Here is an 18,606-nt window from a genome sequence, read left to right on the forward strand (position 1 = left end):
GAGAGAGCCCCCACCCGGCGCTGCCGCGCCGACCTCCCCCGCAAGCGGGGGAGGTGAAGTGAGCTCGCTGCCGATTCAAGGTGTATTGCGCTTTAGTCTTACTGCGTGTGCGCCGGGAGGCCGGCAAGGAATAGATGGTGAGAGTCCATTACGATGAAGGAGTAGCGCCCCACATCGGCCCCGAGCCGTGCGGCAGCGTCCGTGAGGGCGCTGGTGAAGCGTCGGTAGGGGAGCATGCAGGCCAGCCATTGAGCCGCGAAAGAAGATTGTCCCGGGAGTCGACGCTGTACTCAGAGCGGAAGGCGACGCGGACGGGTGCGATAACGCGAGCACCTGGACGTCCCGGCGTGGTCGTAGACCCTGGCATGTATGGACGTTCCTTGCGCGGAAACCGGGAGATCTCGAGTCTGACCGGGGGACGGCCTGGCCGCCCTGGCCCGCACCGGGAAGGCGAGGAGCCGTAGCCGGTGATGCACGGACACGAGAAGTCAGACCCCGCCATACTAGCAACGATGCTGACGAACAAAGCCGGGCTACCGGCGGCGGAGTCGGTGGAGCGAAGGGCCGGGGCCAAGGGGAACGCGAACCAGCTCAGCACGCGCCGGGCGCAGGACCGGGAAAGCGTGTCACAGGCGCTGGAGCGTGTACGTCAAGCCGCAAGGCAAAGGAAGAAGGAACGGTTCACCGCGCTCTACCACCATCTCAGCCTGCCTATGCTCAGGACGGCGTTCTTCGCGCTTAAGCGGGAGGCGGCGCCTGGAGTGGATGGGGTGACGTGGCGGGACTACGAGGCCGATCTCGATCGCAAGATCGCAGACCTGCACGTACGGGTCCATCGGGGAGCGTACCGGGCACAACCAAGCCGCCGCCGGTATATTCCGAAGGCGGATGGCCGCCAGCGCCCGCTCGCAGTGGCTGCCCTGGAAGACAAGATCGTCCAACGCGCAACTGCTGCCGTGCTGAACGCGATCTTCGAGGAGGATTTCCTCGGATTTAGCTATGGTTTCCGGCCGGGGCGCGGCCAGCATAATGCGCTGGACGCCTTGGTTGTCGGGATCAACAGCACGAAGGTGAACTACATCCTGGACGCCGACATTCGGTCGTTCTTCGATCGTGTCAGTCAATCCTGGCTGGTTCGCTTCGTTGAACATCGGGTCGGCGACAAGCGCATCATCCGCCTGATCCAGAAATGGCTCAAGGCGGGCGTTCTTGAAGACGGGATCGTCACGACCACCAATGATAAGGGAACGGGCCAAGGCTCGGTGATCTCGCCGCTCCTTGCCAACGTTTACCTTCATTTTGTGTTCGATCTCTGGGCCGAGCGCTGGCGACGGCGCGACGCTACGGGCGATATGATCATCGTGCGCTTCGCCGACGACATCGTCGTCGGCTTCGAACATGAGGACGACGCCCGTCGCTTCTGGGATGCAATGCGAACGCGACTGCAGGAGTTCGCACTGTCGCTCCATCCGGAAAAGACCCGCCTGATCGAGTTTGGCCGCCGTGCTGCGGCCAACCGCGAACGGCGCGGGCTCGGCAAACCGGAAACCTTCAATTTCCTCGGGTTCAGCTTCATCTGCGGCACATCGCGCCGAGGCGGCTTCCTGCTCAAGCGGAAGTCGCGGCGCGACCGCATACAAGCGAAACTCAGCGAGATTAAGGATGAGATGCGACGACGGCGGCATCAGCCGATCCCCGACCAAGGGAAATGGCTGAGGCAAGTCGTCATCGGCTTCTTCGCCTACCATGCCGTGCCGACGAATGGGCGCGTACTGGAGGCTTTCCGCTACCACGTCATCGACCTATGGCGGCGCTCGCTGAGGCGACGCAGCCAGAAGGACCATCTGACCTGGGCGCGGATCACGAAGCTGTCGAACGATTGGCTCCCGAAAGCAAGGATCCTTCACCCTTGGCCAGAACAGCGCTTCGCCGTCAAACACCCGAGGTGGGAGCCGGATGCGGGAAAGCTGCATGTCCGGATCTGTCCGGGGGGCGCTCAGCAATGAGCGTCCCTACCGGGATCATGATTTTTCTGCGCGTGCGTGATGCGGCGAGGGCGCCGCAACAAGGGCATCGTGTGATCGTTTTGCTGAGGGCACGGCTCAGCCGCACGCGCATGGTTGCAATCGAGTTCGGGACGTGGCGTTCAGGCCGCAAGGGCAGATCCTCTGGGTCGATAGTTGTCGGGTAAGGGAGGGACCTGGACTGGCGAGGCGGAACGAGGTCCTGAGGGGGGAATCGTCGCCTGTTCGGCGATGAGGAAGCCGTAGGCCGCGATACACAGGGTTGCGTGATGATGGAAGCCACGCCAGCCGCGCCCTTCGTAGTGACCGAGTCCGACCTCCTGCTTGAGCTCCTGATAGTCGCGCTCGATGCGCCAGCGCAGCTTGGCCAGATCGACGAGCTGCGTGAAGCTGACGTTCTCCGGCAGCGTGGAGAGCCAGTATTTGGTCGGCTCGGCTTCGCCCTCCGGCCATTCGATCAACAGCCACTCAGGCGACAGCTTCTCGGGGATCAGCTTGTTGTACCCGACGCGGACACGCACACGGGCGAAGCGCGAGGATAGCTGGTCGGCCGAGCCTTCCCGCCACGTCACCGTGCGCCAAGCCTGCTTCGGTAGACCGAGTGCCACTTTTTTGGCCGAGACCAGTTCGGGCTCGTCGCGGCGGCCGGTGTTGTTCATCGGCTTGTCCATCCGCCGTGGGCCGCTGCCAGGGGCCCACATCAAGATGGTCGGCACGATGCCGACCACGTAAGGCACACCCAATTCCGTCATGCCTGCACGCAGCCGCGCGTCCCTGCCGTAGGCCGCATCCATCAACGCGACGCCGCGTGGCAGGCCGCTCTCGCAGGCCCCGCGGATTTGCTCCAGCGCGATCTGCGGCTTGGTCTTGAACTTGATCTGTTTCGGCACGCCTGCCTTCTTCCGCCGGGCACGATCCTTCGTCCAGGCTTCCGGCAAGTACAGCCGATAGGCCACCGGAAGGCTGGCGGCATGATTGGCAACCGACAGCGACACCGCCACCTGGCAATTGGCCTGCTTGCCGAGCTGCCCGCAATATTGGTGGTGCACGCCGACCGAATGCTTGCCTTGCTTGGGGAACGAGGTGTCATCGATGATCCACGCCTCGATCGGTCCGCTCTTCTCGATCGCCGGCAGCACCATCTCGCGCACCTTCGCCAGCACGTCCTCATCCGACCATGCCGCGTTGGCGACAAAATGCAGCAACGACTGGTGCTGTGCCGCCGTGCGCGCTGGAGCCGTCCGCGCCGCCATCGGCTCAACGCTCTTGCGTTCCCCAGGCAGCATCAGGCCCGTGCAATAGTCGCGCAGCGGTCTCGTCCGCTCCACGTGACCGATCACGCTTCCAAGACCGGCTACATACTCCGCAAACCGCGTTTCGCTATCGCCACCCTGATCGAGATTCATCTGGCCCTCCGCGCCAAATATTGAATCTCCTCAATTACTTGATTCTCAGCCTCAATGACTGCGACCGTCTGACTCAGTACGATTAGGTCGCCGCCGCGACGGCCGCCTTCAGGGCCGGCCGCTTGATCGCCAGCGCGATCGAGGCCGCGATCAGGCAGAGTGCGCCGGCAATGAAGAAGGCGGGCAGATAGCTTGCGTACACCGTCCGTGACAGGCCAGCGCCAAAGGCGGCGGCCCCGGCGCCCAGTTGATGTCCGGCAAAGATCCAGCCGAAGACGAGATTGGCGCGCTCGGCGCCAAAACCCTGCGCGGTCAGGCGCACGGTTGGCGGCACGGTCGCGATCCAGTCGAGCCCGTAGAACATCGCGAACAGCGACAGGCCGTAGAACGAGAAGTCGGTGAACGGCAGGAAGATAAGCGACAGCCCGCGCAAGCCGTAATACCAGAACAGGAGCCAGCGGTTGTCGTAACGGTCCGACAGCCAGCCCGAGATGATGGTGCCGAAGAAATCGAAAATGCCCATCGCGGCGAGCAGGCTTGCGGCCTGCACCTGCGGAATGCCGAAATCGAGGCACATCGGGATCAGGTGCACCTGAACCAGGCCGTTGGTGGAGGCGCCGCAGATGAAGAAGGTCGCGAACAGGATCCAGAATACCGGGGACTTCGAGGCGTCGCGCAGTGTGCCAAGTGCCGCCATCATGATCGAGGCGCTGCTCGGCGGCGGGACGGGAAGGGGTTCGGTCCCTTTATCGCCGTACGGACGCAGTCCGACATCGCTCGGGCGGTCGCGCATCGCGAGCAGCACCAGGAACGCGGACACGCCGAGCATGACGCAGACCAGCGATAGCGCGATCCGCCAGCCAAAGCGTTCGGTGAGGCTCGCCAGCAGGGGCAGGAACACCAATTGCCCTGTAGCGACGCTCGCGGTCATGATGCCGATGACGAGGCCGCGCTGCGCGACGAACCAGCGCGCAGCGATCGTTGCGCCCAGCACGAGTGCCGTCATGCCGGTGCCGATCCCGATCACGACACCCCACAGCAGCACCAACTGCCAGAGCTGTGTCATCGCCAGTGAGGCAAGCAGGCCGGAGACCACGATGAGTTGGGCCGCCAGCGTCACATTGCGCAATCCGTAGCGATTCATCAGCGCCGCGGCGAATGGCGCCATCAATCCGAACAGGATGAAGCGGATCGAGAGCGCGGAGGAAATCTCCGCCGTGCTCCAGCCGAATTCCTTCTGCAGCGGCACGATGAAGACACCGGGCGCGCCGACGGTGCCGGCAGCGATCAGCGCGGTTAGGAAGGTGACGCCGACCATCACCCAGCCATAATGGATATTGCGGCGGCCGAGGGCGGCCGCCAGCCAATTCGAGATCATGCAGCCTCGGAAAATTCTACCTGGAAGTCATGCGTAGTTGCTGACTGCCGCATCTAGCACGAGGGCTCCATGACATAAATGCCATAGTTCCCTCATTTTAGGACGTCAGCGCGAAGCGCTAATGCGCGACGCGCTCGATCGCGATCGCGGTAGCCTCGCCGCCGCCGATGCAGAGTGCGGCGACGCCACGCTTCAGGTTCTGTGCTTCGAGGGCGTGCAGCAGCGTCACGATCAGCCTCGCGCCCGTCGCGCCGATCGGATGACCGAGCGCGCAGGCGCCCCCATTGATGTTGAGTTTTTCTCTGTCGATGCCGAGGTCGCGCTGCGCGGCCATCGCCACCACCGCGAAGGCCTCATTGATCTCGAACAGGTCGACATCGCCGACGCTCCAGCCGACCTTGTCGAGCAATTTGCGGATCGCCGGGATCGGCGCCGTGGTGAACCATTGCGGCTCCTGGCTGTGGGTGGCATGGCCTTTGATCTCCGCCAGCACCGGCAGGCCGTCGCGATCGGCCAGCGAACGTTTGGCGAGAATCAGCGCCGCGGCGCCGTCGGCATTGGCGGAGGAGGCGGCCGGCGTGATGGTGCCGTTGGCACGGAACGCCGGCTTCAGGCCGGGGATCTTGGCGGGATCCACTTTGAGCGGATGCTCGTCATTGGCGATCACGCGCGGGCCGGCTTTTTCCGTGATCGTGATCGGCGAGATCTCGGCCCTGAACGCGCCGCCCTCGACCGCCTTGCGCGCCCGCGTCAGCGTTTCCATCGCGTAGGTGTCCTGGTCCTTGCGGGTGAATTGATAGGCCTCCGCGGTGGCCTCGCCGAAATCGCCCATCGAGCGCCCGGTCTCGTAGGCGTCCTCCAGGCCGTCCATCATCATGTGGTCGATGATGCGATCGTGGCCGGCGCGATAGCCGCTACGCGCCTTCGCAAGCAGATAAGGCGCATTGCTCATGCTCTCCATGCCGCCGGACACCACGATCTCGGCCGAGCCGGCCTTGATGATGTCGTGGCCGAGCATCGTCGCCTTCATGCCGGAACCGCAGACCTTGTTGACGGTGGTGGCCCCGGTCGCGTCGGGCAGTCTGGCGCCGCGCGCGGCCTGGCGGGCAGGGGCTTGGCCCTGGCCGGCCGGCAGCACGTTGCCCATGAACACTTCGTCGACGCGCTCGGGTGCGAGCTTTGCCCGCTCCAGCGCCGCGCCGATCACATGGGAACCGAGCTTGTGGGCGCTGAACGGCGTCAATTCGCCCAAGAAACGGCCCAGCGGCGTGCGGGCGGCGGAAAGGATGACGACGGGATCGGAGGCATTGGCCATGGCGGGCTCCCTGGTATCGGAGGATTCTTGTCACATGACGACAATCATATGATGCGCCGCAAAAATTGCAACGCCCGCCCGCATGACAAATTATCGTGCTGCATCCCCACCGCTGTCATCATCCGCGAAGGCGGATGATCCAGTACTCACAAAACAACGTTTGGCGGTTACTGGATGCCCCGCCGGAGCCTGTCATCGGGCTCGCCGAAGGCGAGACCCGGTGGCGGGGCATGACGGCGTCTTTTCCGGCTACCTCTTCCGCTGCAAAAACCCCTGCATCAGCCGCTGCGGCTCGCCTGTCAGGAACGATCTTCCGAACACGCCGACGCTCAAATTGACCGACTCCGTCAGCGGCAGTTCTTCCCATTGGCGCAGCAAGTCCTTCTGGATGCGCAGCGCCTCGGGGCCGCATTCAAGCAGCGCCGTCACGGTGTGTTCGACCGCAGCGTCAAGCTCGCCTTCCTTCGCGATCTTGTCGACCAGGCCCCAGGCGAGCGCGGTGGGTGCGTCGATGTTCTCCGCCGTCATCACCAGCCAGCGCGCGCGGCTCCAGCCGATCAGCCGCGGCAGCAGCGCGGCATGGATCACCGAGGGGATGCCGACGCGCACCTCGGGCATGCCGAACCTGGCGTCGTGCGCCGCGATCCGGAAATCGCAGGCCGCCGCCACTTCCAGCCCGCCGCCGAGACACCAGCCGGGCATGCGTGCGATGACCGGCGCCGGGAACCGGCGCACGGCCTCGCAGAGGTCGCGCAGCCGCGTGATGAAGGCTTCTGCCGATTTTTGCTCGAGCGTCGCCATCTCCTTGATATCGGCGCCGCCGATCATGCTCTTCTGGCTCTGGCCGGCCAGGATCACTGCGCGGATGTCGCGGTTGCCGGCAAGCTTTTCGAACCCTTCCCGGACGCCATCGGTGACGGCCGAGCTCAGGATGTTCAGCGAGCCGGCGTTGCAGATGGTGAGGCGGACCACGCCGCGGGAATCGCGGTCGACGCCGCAATGGGGATTGAGCATTTCCATGGGATCATCTCGGAGCAGGGGAATACTTAAGCCACTTCCCGGACAATGGCGGCGCTTGTCAAGTCGCCGCGCAGCCGCTGTTGCGATGCAGCAGTGCGTGCAGTGGAATGATCATCATCATTCGAGAGGAGTTGATGATCGGAAGTGATGCAAGTCCGAAATAGATGCAGCTTTTTTCGCAGGCAGATGTTATTATATGACTGGAAACATCCAATGAGACACCCATGCGTTATTCGAAAGAGCACAAGGCGGAGACCCACGATCGGATCGTGAAGCAGGCCTCGGTCAGGCTGCGCGAGCGCGGCGCCCATGGCATCGGCGTCGCTGACCTGATGAAGGAGGTCGGACTGACCCATGGCGGCTTTTACGCCCATTTCGATTCCCGCGAGGCCCTGGTGATCGAGGCGTTCAACTACGCGATGGACCGCGGCAACGAGCGCTGGCGCAAGATCGCCGAGGACACGCCGCCGGAGAAGCGGCTGGCGACCATCATCGACTCCTATCTGACGCCCGCACACCGTGACGATCCCGGCCGCGGCTGCGCGGTTCCCTCGCTCGGCGCCGAGATCGCGCGCGAAAGCCCGAAGACCCGCAAGGCTTTCGCCGCCAAGCTGGAGCGGATGATCGACATGTTGGCCGACCAGATTCTGGACGTGCCGCCCAAGACCGCGCGCAAGCAGGCGATGGCTGCGCTCGCGACCATGATGGGAACCGTCGTGATGTCCCGTATCGCCGGCAACGGCGAGTTCTCCGACGAGATCCTCGCCGCCGGCCGCGACGCTGTATTGTCTCGTGCCGCCGCGAAGCCGGCCGTGAAGAAGCCCCGCGCAAAGGCGCACTGACCGGTAGGGTGGGCAAAGCGCAGCGCGCCCACCATCCACGTTCGGTGCAAGAAAGGTGGACACGCTGCGCTTTGCCCACCCTACAAATCGCTGCGTTCGCTTCCATTGAACAGCGCGCGCTCGTCCTCCACCGTCTCGTAGATATAATCCGCCACCGCGCGGATGCGGGCGAGGTCCTTGCTGTCGGCGTGCATCAACAGCCAGAAGGTGCGCGATATCCGCACTTCCTCCGGCAGCACGGCAGACAACTCCGGATGCGCCGTCGCCATGAAATGCGGCAGCACCGCAATGCCGTAGCCGGCGATGGTCGCGTTGAGCTGCGCGATCAGATTGGCGCTGCGGAATTTGGCGGAGATTTTTGGCGAGACCTGCGGCAGATAGTCGAGCTCGGGCGTGAACAGGAGTTCCTCGATATAGCCGACGAAGCGGTGCTTTGGCAGGTCGCCGCGCGAGGTGATCCTCGGCGCGCGATCGAGATAGGAGGGCGCCGCGTAGAGGCCGAGGCTGTAGTCGAGCAATTTGCGGCCGACGATGCGGCCTTCCTTCGGCATCGACAGGCTGATCGCGATATCGGCCTCGCGCTTCGACAGGCTGAACAATCGCGCGGTTGCCACCAGTTGCAGATCGACATCGGGGTACCGCTCGGTGAACCTCACCAGGCGCGAGGCCAGGAAGTGGCTGCCGAAACCGTCGGGCGCGCCGATCCGCACCGTGCCGGTCAGATGCGCGCGCGAGCCGCCGACCGCCTCCTGGTTGGCGACGATGGTCGATTCCATCGCCTCCGCGCTGTCGGCGACGCGCTGGCCAGCTTCGGTGAGGAGGTAGCCGGTCTTGCGGCGATCGAACAGCTTCGCCGAAAGGTGATGCTCCAGCCGGTCGACACGGCGGATCACTGTGGCATGATCGACGCCGAGTTGTTTTGCCGCAGCTGACACCGATCCGCCGCGCACGATGGCGAGCACGAAGCGAAAATCGTCCCAGTCGATCGCGCCGCCTTGATCCAGCATTTCCGCACATCTATGGTGCAATTTATCGGACTTGAATCCCATAAAATGCGGGTCAATAGGGTTTGTAAAGCGAGCTATAGCGTTTTCGAGCGAAGTGGATACCGGTTCGCGTGAAGAAAACGCGTCGAAACTAAAGGTGCGGATCAGGCGTCCGGCCGGGACGAAGGGAGGTTTTCATGCGCTCTATCGGACATTTCATCGGTGGCAAGGAGGTCAAGGGCACTTCGGGCAGGACGGCCGACGTCTTCGAGCCGATGACCGGCGATGTGCAGGCCAAGGTGGCGCTCGCCTCGAAAGCCGAGCTGCGCGCCGCGGTCGAGAATGCCAAGGCGGCGCAGCCGGAATGGGCGGCGACCAACCCGCAGCGCCGCGCCCGCGTGATGATGAAGTTCCTGGAACTGGTGCAGCGCGACTACGACAAGCTCGCCGAGCTGCTCGCCCGCGAGCACGGCAAGACCGTTCCCGACGCCAAGGGCGACATCCAGCGCGGGCTGGAAGTGGTCGAGTTCGCCTGCGGCATCCCGCATCTGATGAAGGGCGAATACACCGAAGGCGCCGGCCCGGGCATCGACATCTATTCGCTGCGCCAGCCGCTCGGCGTCGTTGCCGGCATCACGCCGTTCAATTTCCCGGCGATGATCCCGATGTGGAAGTTCGCGCCGGCGATCGCCTGCGGCAACGCGTTCATCCTCAAGCCGTCCGAGCGCGATCCCGGCGTGCCGATGCGGCTTGCGGAACTGATGATCGAGGCCGGCCTGCCGCCGGGCATCCTCAACGTCGTCAACGGCGACAAGGAGGCCGTCGACGCCATCCTTGACGATCCCGATATCAAGGCGATCGGCTTCGTCGGCTCCTCGCCGATCGCGCAATATATCTACGAGCGCGCCGCCGCGACCGGCAAGCGCTGCCAGTGCTTCGGCGGCGCCAAGAACCACGCCATCGTGATGCCCGACGCCGACATGGACCAGGCAGTCGACGCGCTGATCGGCGCCGGCTACGGCTCGGCCGGCGAGCGCTGCATGGCGGTCTCGGTCGCCGTTCCCGTCGGCAGGACCACCGCCGACCGCCTGATGGAAAAGCTGATCCCGCGCGTGGAGAGCTTGAAGATCGGCACCTCGATCGATCCGTCCGCCGACTACGGTCCGCTGGTGACGCGCGAGGCGGTCGAGAAGGTGAAGGGCTACATCGACATCGGCATCAAGGAAGGCGCGACGCTCGCGGTCGACGGCCGCGGCTTCAAGATGCAGGGCTACGAGAAAGGCTTCTATCTCGGCGGCTCGCTGTTCGACAACGTCACCAAGGACATGCGGATCTACAAGGAAGAGATCTTCGGCCCGGTGCTGTCGGTGGTGCGCGCGCATGACTACAACGAAGCGCTGGCACTGCCGTCTGACCATGACTACGGCAATGGCGTCGCCATCTTCACCCGCGACGGCGATGCGGCGCGCGATTTCGCCGCCAAGGTGAATGTCGGCATGGTCGGCATCAACGTGCCGATCCCGGTGCCGATCGCCTATTACACCTTCGGCGGCTGGAAGAAGTCCGGCTTCGGCGATCTCAACCAGCACGGTCCGGATTCGATCCGCTTCTACACCAAGACCAAGACGGTGACCTCGCGCTGGCCGTCCGGCGTCAAGGAAGGCGCGGAGTTCTCGATCCCGACGATGAAGTGATGGTGTAGCCCAGGCCGTCATTGCGAGCGCAGCGAAGCAATCCATATTGCCGCGAAAGGAAGCATGGATTGCTTCGTCGCTTTGCTCCTCGCAATGACGACAAGAATGAGCAGCCCGAATGCAGTTCGCTCTCAACGAGGACCAGATCGCCGTCAGAGACATGGCGCGGGCGTTTGCGGCGGAGAAGATCGCGCCGCATGCGCTGCGCTGGGACGAGGAGAAGCATTTTCCGGTCGATGTGATGCGCGAGGCGGCAAGCCTCGGCATGGGCGGCATCTACATCAAGGACGATGTCGGCGGCTCCGCGATGACGCGGTTCGACGCGGCGCTGATCTTCGAGGCGCTCGCGACCGGCTGTCCGACGACGTCGGCCTTCATCTCCATCCACAACATGGCGTCCTGGATGATCGATGCCTTCGGCAACGACGTCCAGCGCGGCAAATGGCTGCCGAAACTCTGCACCATGGAGCTGTTGGCAAGCTATTGCCTGACCGAGCCCGGCTCCGGCTCGGATGCCGCTGCGCTGCGCACTCGCGCGGTGCGCGATGGCGATCATTACGTGCTGAACGGCCAGAAGCAGTTCATCTCGGGCGCCGGCGGAGGCGACCTCTATGTCGTGATGGTCCGCACCGGCGGCGACGGCCCCGGCGGCATCTCGACATTGGTGATTCCCGCCGATACGCCGGGCCTCTCGCTCGGCGCCAATGAGCGCAAGATGGGCTGGAACGCGCAGCCGACGCGCGCCGTGATCTTCGAGAATGCGCGTGTGCCGGTCGAGAACCGGCTCGGCGAGGAAGGCATCGGCTTCAAGATCGCGATGGCCGGGCTCGACGGCGGCCGGCTCAACATCGCAGCCTGCTCGCTCGGCGGCGCGCAAAGCGCGCTCGAGAAGGCGCTGGCCTACATGAAGGACCGCAAAGCGTTCGGAAAGCGGCTCGACGAATTCCAGGCGCTGCAGTTCCGCGTCGCCGACATGGCGACCGAGCTCGAGGCCGCTCGCACCTTCCTGTGGCGCGCCGCCGCGGCGCTCGACCGCAAGGATCCCGAGGCGACCAAGCTTTGCGCGATGGCAAAGCGCTTCGGCACCGATGTCGGTTTCGAAGTCGCCAACCAGGCGCTGCAACTCCACGGCGGCTACGGCTACCTCAGCGAATACGGCGTCGAGAAGATCGTGCGCGATTTGCGCGTGCACCAGATTCTCGAAGGGACCAACGAGATCATGCGGCTGATCGTGGCGCGGAAGATGATCGAGGGGGCGCGATGAACGCTGCTGTACAGGGTGAGGGCGATCTGATCGTTCGCCGCGAGGGAGCGGCGGGCGTGATCCGCCTCAACCGTCCCAAGGCGATCAACGCAATGACGCTGGAGATGTCTGAGGGCATCGACGCGGCGCTGGACCGGTTCGAGGCCGATCCTGCTGTTGCCGTAGTGCTGCTGGAAGGCGCCGGCGAGCGTGGCCTCTGCGCCGGCGGCGACATCCGCGGGCTCTATGAGAGCTCCAAGGCGGGAGGCGACCTCGGCAAGCGGTTCTGGCGCCAGGAATACGTCATGAACGCGCGGATCGCGAAATATCCGAAGCCCTATGTGGCGTTCATGGATGGGCTCGTCATGGGCGGCGGCGTCGGCCTGTCCGGGCACAGCTCGCACCGTGTCGTCACCGAGCGCACGAAACTGGCGATGCCCGAAGTCGGCCTCGGCTTTTTTCCCGACGTCGGCGGCACCTGGCTGTTGTCGCGCTCGCCAGGCGAACTCGGCGCCTATTTTGGCCTGACCGGGCAGACCATGAACGGGCCGGATGCGATCTATGCGAAGTTTGCCGACGCAGTGGTGCCGTCTTCGAAATTGCCTGAATTGCGCGAAGCGCTGACGAAGGTCGGCGCCGGCGTGACGCACGCCGAGGTCAGGAAGCTGATCAATGGGTTTGCGACCGGCGAGACGTCGGGCCCTGTTGCGGCGCTGCAGCCCAAGATTGATTCCTGGTTCGCGCAAGACCGCATGGAAGACATCATCGCATCGCTGCAGCGCGACGGCTCGGAATTCGCGCTGTCGACCCTGAAGGTGCTGAACGAGAAATCCCCGCGCGGCATGGTGGTCACGCTGAAGCTGTTGCGGCTTGGGCGCACGTCATTATCGCTCGAGGAATGCCTGGTGCGGGAATATCGCGCCGCGCTCGCCGTGTTCGCCAGCGACGATTTCCGCGAGGGCGTGCGCGCGGCCGTGATCGACAAGGACCGCAATCCGAAATGGTCGCCGCCGCGGGTCGAGGACGTGACGTCGGAAATGCTGGCGCCATACTTCGCCGAGATTGGCGCCGACGAGCTGACATTCGACAAATAGAAGAGAAGACAGGACGGGGAGGAAATCGAGATGGCAACGATCGCATTCATTGGTCTCGGCAACATGGGCGGCCCGATGACGGCCAATCTGGTGAAGGCCGGCCACAAGGTGACTGCCTTCGACCTGGTGGAGGCGTCGCGCAATCAGGCCAAGAGCGACGGCGCTGCGATTGCGGAAAGCGGCGCTGCCGCGGCGAAGGGCGCCGAAATCGTCATCACCATGCTGCCGGCCGGCAAGCATGTGCTGTCGGTGTGGAACGAAGTTCTGCCTGCGATGACCAAGGGCGCGCTCATCATCGACAGCTCGACCATTGATGTCGAAAGCGCGCGAGAGGCGCATGCGCTTGCGGCCAAGCACGGCGTCCTGTCGGTGGATGCGCCGGTCTCCGGCGGCACTGGCGGCGCCAAGGCGGCGACGCTCACCTTCATGTGCGGCGGCGAGGAGAAGGCGTTCGCGGCGGCCAAGCCCGTGCTGGAGAACATGGGCAAGAAGATCGTGCATTGCGGCGGCGCCGGCGCAGGGCAGGCGGCCAAGATCTGCAACAACATGATCCTCGGCATTTCCATGATCGGAGTCGGCGAGGCCTTCGTGCTGGCCGAGAAGCTCGGGCTGTCGCATCAGGCGCTGTTCGACGTCGCCTCGACCTCATCAGGCCAGTGTTGGTCGCTGACGGCCTATTGCCCGGTGCCGGGTCCGGTTCCGACCTCGCCGGCCAATAACGGCTACAAGCCCGGCTTCGCAGCGAACCTGATGGTGAAGGATCTCACGCTGGCGCAGAGCGCCGCCAACGCAGCCGGCGCGGTCACACCACTCGGCAAGCACGCGCAGGAAATTTACCAAGCGTTCGATGCGGCCGGTCATGGCGGGGTCGACTTTTCCGGAATTATCCAGCACGTTAGGGCACTCGCCGGAAAATAACGGTCGCTAATTTCCCTTAGCGGCTGATAAGGCGCGGAGGGAATGACCTGATGACCACCTTTCAGGAAGCGCGCGCGTTTCTGCTTCAACACCGGACGGACTACGAGACTGCTGTAAAGGGATTCCGTTGGCCTGATCCGGTGCCCTTCAACTGGGCGCTGGACTGGTTCGATGCGGAGCTCGCGCAAAACTCTGATAGTCGCGATCGCGCGGCGCTGTGGATCGTCGATGCCGGCAGCGACCGCGAGACGAAGCTCTCGTTCGCCACACTGTCGCGCCGCTCCAACCAGGTTGCGAATTTCCTGCGTGCGCAGGGATTGAAGCGCGGCGATCACCTGCTGCTTCTGCTTGGCAATGTCGTGCCGCTCTGGGAGACCATGCTGGCCGCGATGAAGCTCGGCGTCGTCGTGATCCCGGCGACTACGCTGCTGACGTCAGACGAATTGCGCGACCGGCTCGACCGCGGCAAGGCGAGGGCGGTGGTCGCAACGCAGGATCAGGTCGGAAAGTTTGCCGGTCTCGGCAGCGGAAAGCTCGTGCGCATCGTGGTCGGTGCGACCTCGCAGCAGGACGGCTGGCTGCCCTTCGAGCAGGCGGCGGACGCGTCCGAGACCTTCACGCCTGACGGTCCAACCAAGGCCGACGACCCGATGCTGCTCTATTTCACCTCGGGCACGACGGCAAAGCCGAAACTGGTGCGGCACAGTCAGCGCAGCTATCCGGTCGGTCACCTCTCGACCATGTACTGGATCGGCCTGCAGCCGGGCGACGTGCATCTCAACATCTCCTCGCCCGGCTGGGCCAAGCACGCCTGGAGCTGCTTCTTCGCGCCGTGGAATGCCGGCGCCACCGTGTTCGTGGTCAACCAGCCGCGCTTCGACGCCAAGTCGCTGCTCGCCACCATCGGCCGCTGCGGCGTCACCACGCTGTGCGCGCCGCCGACGGTGTGGCGCCTGTTCATCCAGGAGAAGCTGTCGAGCTTCAAGGTGTCGCTCCGCGAGGTCTGCGGCGCCGGCGAGCCGCTCAACCCTGAAGTGATCGACCAGGTTCAATCGGCCTGGGGCCTGACCATCCGCGACGGCTATGGCCAGACCGAGACCGCAGCCCTTGCCGGCAACTCACCGGGCCAGAAGGTCAAGATCGGCTCGATGGGCCGCCCGCTGCCCGGCTATCGTGTCGAGATCACCGATCTCGACGGTAACCCGACCCGGGAAGGCGAGGTTACGCTGGTACTCGGCGCCGACCGCCCCGCCGGCCTGATGCAGGGCTATCAGGGCGATGACGGCAGGCTCTCCGGCGCCGACGGTGCGATCTATCGCAGCGGCGACGTCGTGTTCAGCGACGAGGAGGGCTATCTGACTTTCGTCGGCCGCACCGACGACGTGTTCAAGTCATCCGATTACCGCATCAGCCCGTTCGAACTGGAGAGCGTGCTGCTCGAGCATGAGGCGGTCGCGGAAGCTGCGGTCGTCCCGAGTCCCGATCCGATCCGGCTGGCGATTCCGAAGGCCTATGTGCTACTGGCCTCAGGCGTCGAGCGCACGCCGGAAACGGCGCTGTCGATCTTCCGGCATCTGCATACCCGTCTCGCGCCGTTCAAGCGCATCCGCAAGATCGAGCTTGTCACCGAGCTGCCGAAGACGATCTCCGGAAAAATCCGCCGGGTGCAGTTGCGCCGGCTCGAACATGAGGATAATCGCGAGGATAGTTTGCGCGGTGTCGAGTTCCGCGAGGAAGAATTCCCGGAGCTGCAGAAGGTGCGCGCGACCGGATCGGAGAATTAGTCAATGAATGAAGTCTGGACGAAGCCGCCGGTGTCGCTGGAGACTTATCAGGGCATGGTCGGCAAGGAGATCGGCGTGTCCGCCTGGCACCTGATCGATCAGAAGCGGATCGACACCTATGCCGACGTGATCGAGGATCACCAGTTCATCCATGTCGATCCCGAGCGCGCCAAGGAGACCGCATTCGGCACCACGATCGCCCATGGCTTCCTGACGATGTCGCTGCTCAGCATCATGTCCTACCAGGTGATGCCGGTCATCGAGGGCACGACGATGGGCGTCAATTACGGCTTCGACAAGCTGCGCTTCATCTCGCCGGTGCGCTCCGGCAAACGCGTCCGCGGCCGCTTCGTGCTTGCCGAGGCCAAGCTGCGCAAGCCGACCGAGCTGGCCTCGCGCACCAATGTCACCGTCGAGATCGAGGGTGAGGAGAAGCCGGCGCTGGTTGCCGACTGGCTCGGCCTCATCTACTTCGCCTGAGCCGTTCTCCCGAACGTCATTGTCGGGCTTGACCCGGCCATCCATCGCTGCTCAAAACGCTCTGATTTTGATGGATGCCCGGGTCACGCCCGGGCATGACAAACCGGGAACACACTTCATGACAATCAGGTTTGACGGACGCGTCGCCATCGTCACCGGCGCGGGCAATGGTCTGGGACGGGCGCATGCGCTGGGCCTCGCGAGCCGCGGCGCCAAGGTCGTGGTCAACGATTTCGGCGGCGCGCGCGACGGCACCGGCGCCTCGCTGTCGCCCGCGGAGACCGTGGTCGAGGAGATCCGGAAAGCCGGCGGCACCGCGATGGCCGATGGTGCCGACGTCTCCAATTTCGAGCAGGTCACCGCGATGGTCGAGCGCGCGACGAAGGAGTGGGGCAGCGTCGACTTGCTCTGCGCCAACGCCGGCATCCTGCGCGACAAGTCGTTCGGCAAGCTCGAAGTCGAAGATTTCCAGAAGGTGCTGGACGTCCATCTCGTCGGCACCTTCTATTGCTGCAAGGCGGTGTGGGCCGGCATGCGCGACCGCAACTACGGCCGCATCGTGCTGACGACCTCGTCCTCCGGCCTCTACGGCAATTTCGGCCAGGCCAATTACGGCGCGGCCAAAGCCGGCATGGTTGGGCTCATGAACGTGCTTGCCGAGGAGGGCCGCAAGAACGACATCCGTGTCAACACGATCTCGCCGACGGCCGCGACCCGCATGACCGAGGAACTGCTGCCGCCACAGGCGCTCGCGCTGATGAAGCCGGAAGCGATCACGCCGGCGGTGGAATACATGCTGAGCGAGGACGCGCCGACCCGCACCATCATGGGCGCCGGCGCCGGCTCGTTTGCGGTGATCAAGGTCCTGGAGACCGAAGGCATCAACCTGCCGCCCTCCGAATGGACGCCCGACGCCATCGCCGCGCATTTCGCTGAGATCAGCGACATGTCGAAGGCCAGGGCGTTGCAGGGCGCCTTCGAGCAGACGCAGAAATATGTCGCGCAAGCCGCGGCAAGAGCAGGGATCAAGCTCTGACGATGCCCGCCGCCGTCATCGGCGCCGGCCCCGCCGGCCTGATGGCGGCCGAGGTGCTGGCGCAGGCCGGCGCGCAGGTCACGATCTACGACGCGATGCCGTCGGTGGGACGCAAATTCCTGATGGCCGGCCGCGGCGGCCTCAATCTCACCCACAGCGAGCCGCTGCCAAAATTCCTCGCGCGCTACCGCGAGGCGATGCCGCGTCTCAAGGCAACTATCGAAGCGTTCCCGCCGCAAGCGTTGCGCGACTGGAGCGAGGCGTTGGGCCAGCCGACCTTTGTCGGCTCCAGCGGCCGGGTGTTCCCGAACGCATTCAAGGCCTCGCCGCTGTTGCGGGCCTGGCTGCGCCGGCTCGACGGCGGCGGCGTGCGGCTGCTGCTGCGGCATCGCTGGACCGGATGGGACAATGACGGCCGCCTCTCGTTTCAAACACCGGAAGGACAGCGCGCGGTCAAAGCTCGCGCCACCATCCTGGCGCTCGGCGGCGCGAGCTGGCCGCGGCTCGGATCCGATGGCTCATGGGTGGATGTGCTTGCGGCGAGAGGCGTGAGGATATCGCCGCTGCGGCCGGCCAATTCCGGCTTCACCGTCGCCTGGTCGGATATCTTCAGCAATCGCTTCGAGGGCCAGCCGCTCAAAGGTGTCGCGCTGAGCTTCGGCGGACAGCAAGTGCGCGGCGAAGCGATCGTTACCCGCACCGGCATCGAGGGCGGCGCCATCTATGCGCTGTCGGCCGATCTGCGCGAGGCGATCCTCCGCGACGGCAATGCAACCCTCCATATCGCATTGCGGCCCGATCTCGGAATCGATGAACTCATCACGAAGCTATCGGCGCCGAAAGGCAAACAGTCGTTCTCGAACTTCCTGCGCAAGGCGGCAAACCTCGCGCCGGTCGCCATCGGCCTGTTGCAGGGAGGTGGCAAAAGCCTCAGGCCTGTCTCTGCCGTCGCAGTCTCCCGCCGATCTCGCTCGCCTCATCAACGCCGCGCCGGTTCGTCTCACCGGCGTCGCGCCGATGGCCCGCGCGATCTCCACTGCCGGCGGTATCGCATTCGACGAGCTCGACGACAATTTCATGCTCCGCCGCCTGCCCGGAATCTTCGCCGCCGGCGAGATGCTCGACTGGGAGGCCCCAACGGGCGGCTATCTCTTGCAAGCGTCGTTTGCGACCGGTGCCGCCGCGGGGAAGGGCGCGCTGAAATGGCTCGATGCGTAGGGTGGGGCGAAGCGAAGCGTGCCCACCTTCTCCGGCACCGATCGTGAAGGGTGGGCACGCTACGACGTCTAAATTTTTTGCGCAGTGCGGCACAAGTTTGGGCTGCCATCAGGCCGACGGTTGTGCTCTCCTTGGCTCCGCGACCTCTCGCTGATCATTTCAGTCTCC

Annotated in this window: 14 protein-coding genes and 1 pseudogene; 10 read left to right on the forward strand and 5 right to left on the reverse strand. The window is 64.6% G+C overall.

The annotated features are described in order from the left end of the window. Positions 1-512: 512 nt before the first annotated feature. Entirely contained in the window at positions 513-2,006 is a 1,494-nt protein-coding gene (gene ltrA / locus ACVJGD_RS04275) for a group II intron reverse transcriptase/maturase (RefSeq protein ID WP_456632680.1), read from the forward strand. 140 nt (positions 2,007-2,146) lie between these two features. Here ltrA and ACVJGD_RS04280 read toward each other — a convergent pair whose 3' ends face one another. The 4 genes from ACVJGD_RS04280 to ACVJGD_RS04295 form a co-directional block, all read right to left on the reverse strand. Beyond that, positions 2,147-3,430 carry an IS701 family transposase gene (locus ACVJGD_RS04280; RefSeq protein WP_456633191.1) on the reverse strand — a complete coding sequence of 428 codons (1,284 nt, stop codon included), beginning with the start codon at positions 3,428-3,430 and terminating at the stop codon, positions 2,147-2,149. 82 nt (positions 3,431-3,512) lie between these two features. Beyond that, positions 3,513-4,808: an MFS transporter gene (locus tag ACVJGD_RS04285; RefSeq protein WP_456633192.1), complete on the reverse strand. Its 1,296-nt coding sequence runs from the start codon at positions 4,806-4,808 to the stop codon at positions 3,513-3,515. Between the two features lie 118 nt (positions 4,809-4,926). After that, the gene (locus ACVJGD_RS04290) at positions 4,927-6,123 is read right to left on the reverse strand and encodes an acetyl-CoA C-acyltransferase (protein ID WP_456633193.1); all 1,197 of its coding nucleotides are present in this window, start codon (positions 6,121-6,123) and stop codon (positions 4,927-4,929) included. 249 nt (positions 6,124-6,372) lie between these two features. Then, entirely contained in the window at positions 6,373-7,143 is a 771-nt protein-coding gene (locus ACVJGD_RS04295) for an enoyl-CoA hydratase (protein ID WP_456633194.1), read from the reverse strand. Between the two features lie 224 nt (positions 7,144-7,367). On the opposite strand from ACVJGD_RS04295, the gene ACVJGD_RS04300 reads away from it, so the two are divergent. After that, positions 7,368-7,985 carry a TetR/AcrR family transcriptional regulator gene (locus tag ACVJGD_RS04300; RefSeq protein ID WP_456633195.1) on the forward strand — a complete coding sequence of 206 codons (618 nt, stop codon included), beginning with the start codon at positions 7,368-7,370 and terminating at the stop codon, positions 7,983-7,985. Positions 7,986-8,065: 80 nt separating this feature from the next. Here ACVJGD_RS04300 and ACVJGD_RS04305 read toward each other — a convergent pair whose 3' ends face one another. Continuing rightward, positions 8,066-8,992, reverse strand: a complete 927-nt coding sequence (locus tag ACVJGD_RS04305; RefSeq protein ID WP_456633196.1) for a LysR family transcriptional regulator — start codon at positions 8,990-8,992, stop codon at positions 8,066-8,068. A 176-nt stretch (positions 8,993-9,168) separates the two neighbouring features. On the opposite strand from ACVJGD_RS04305, the gene ACVJGD_RS04310 reads away from it, so the two are divergent. The 8 genes and pseudogenes from ACVJGD_RS04310 (at position 9,169) to ACVJGD_RS04345 (ending at position 18,438) form a co-directional block, all read left to right on the forward strand. Continuing rightward, positions 9,169-10,665, forward strand: a complete 1,497-nt coding sequence (locus ACVJGD_RS04310; protein ID WP_456633197.1) for a CoA-acylating methylmalonate-semialdehyde dehydrogenase — start codon at positions 9,169-9,171, stop codon at positions 10,663-10,665. Between the two features lie 118 nt (positions 10,666-10,783). After that, entirely contained in the window at positions 10,784-11,929 is a 1,146-nt protein-coding gene (locus tag ACVJGD_RS04315) for an isobutyryl-CoA dehydrogenase (RefSeq protein WP_456633198.1), read from the forward strand. Continuing rightward, positions 11,926-13,002 carry an enoyl-CoA hydratase/isomerase family protein gene (locus tag ACVJGD_RS04320; protein WP_456633199.1) on the forward strand — a complete coding sequence of 359 codons (1,077 nt, stop codon included), beginning with the start codon at positions 11,926-11,928 and terminating at the stop codon, positions 13,000-13,002. The genes ACVJGD_RS04315 and ACVJGD_RS04320 overlap by 4 nt, the downstream gene beginning before the upstream one ends. Before the next feature lie 30 nt (positions 13,003-13,032). Then, entirely contained in the window at positions 13,033-13,920 is an 888-nt protein-coding gene (gene mmsB, locus ACVJGD_RS04325; RefSeq protein WP_456633200.1) for a 3-hydroxyisobutyrate dehydrogenase, read from the forward strand. A 50-nt stretch (positions 13,921-13,970) separates the two neighbouring features. Next, positions 13,971-15,704, forward strand: a complete 1,734-nt coding sequence (locus ACVJGD_RS04330; RefSeq protein WP_456633201.1) for an AMP-binding protein — start codon at positions 13,971-13,973, stop codon at positions 15,702-15,704. Between the two features lie 3 nt (positions 15,705-15,707). Further along, a complete protein-coding gene (locus ACVJGD_RS04335) occupies positions 15,708-16,184 on the forward strand; it encodes a MaoC family dehydratase (protein ID WP_456633202.1) in 477 nt (158 codons plus the stop codon). 118 nt (positions 16,185-16,302) lie between these two features. Next, positions 16,303-17,220, forward strand: a complete 918-nt coding sequence (locus ACVJGD_RS04340; protein WP_456633203.1) for an SDR family NAD(P)-dependent oxidoreductase — start codon at positions 16,303-16,305, stop codon at positions 17,218-17,220. Between the two features lie 2 nt (positions 17,221-17,222). Further along, positions 17,223-18,438 (forward strand): annotated as a pseudogene (locus tag ACVJGD_RS04345) (NAD(P)/FAD-dependent oxidoreductase). Positions 18,439-18,606 lie beyond the last annotated feature (168 nt).

The sequence above is a fragment of the Bradyrhizobium sp. USDA 10063 genome (genome assembly GCF_054063735.1).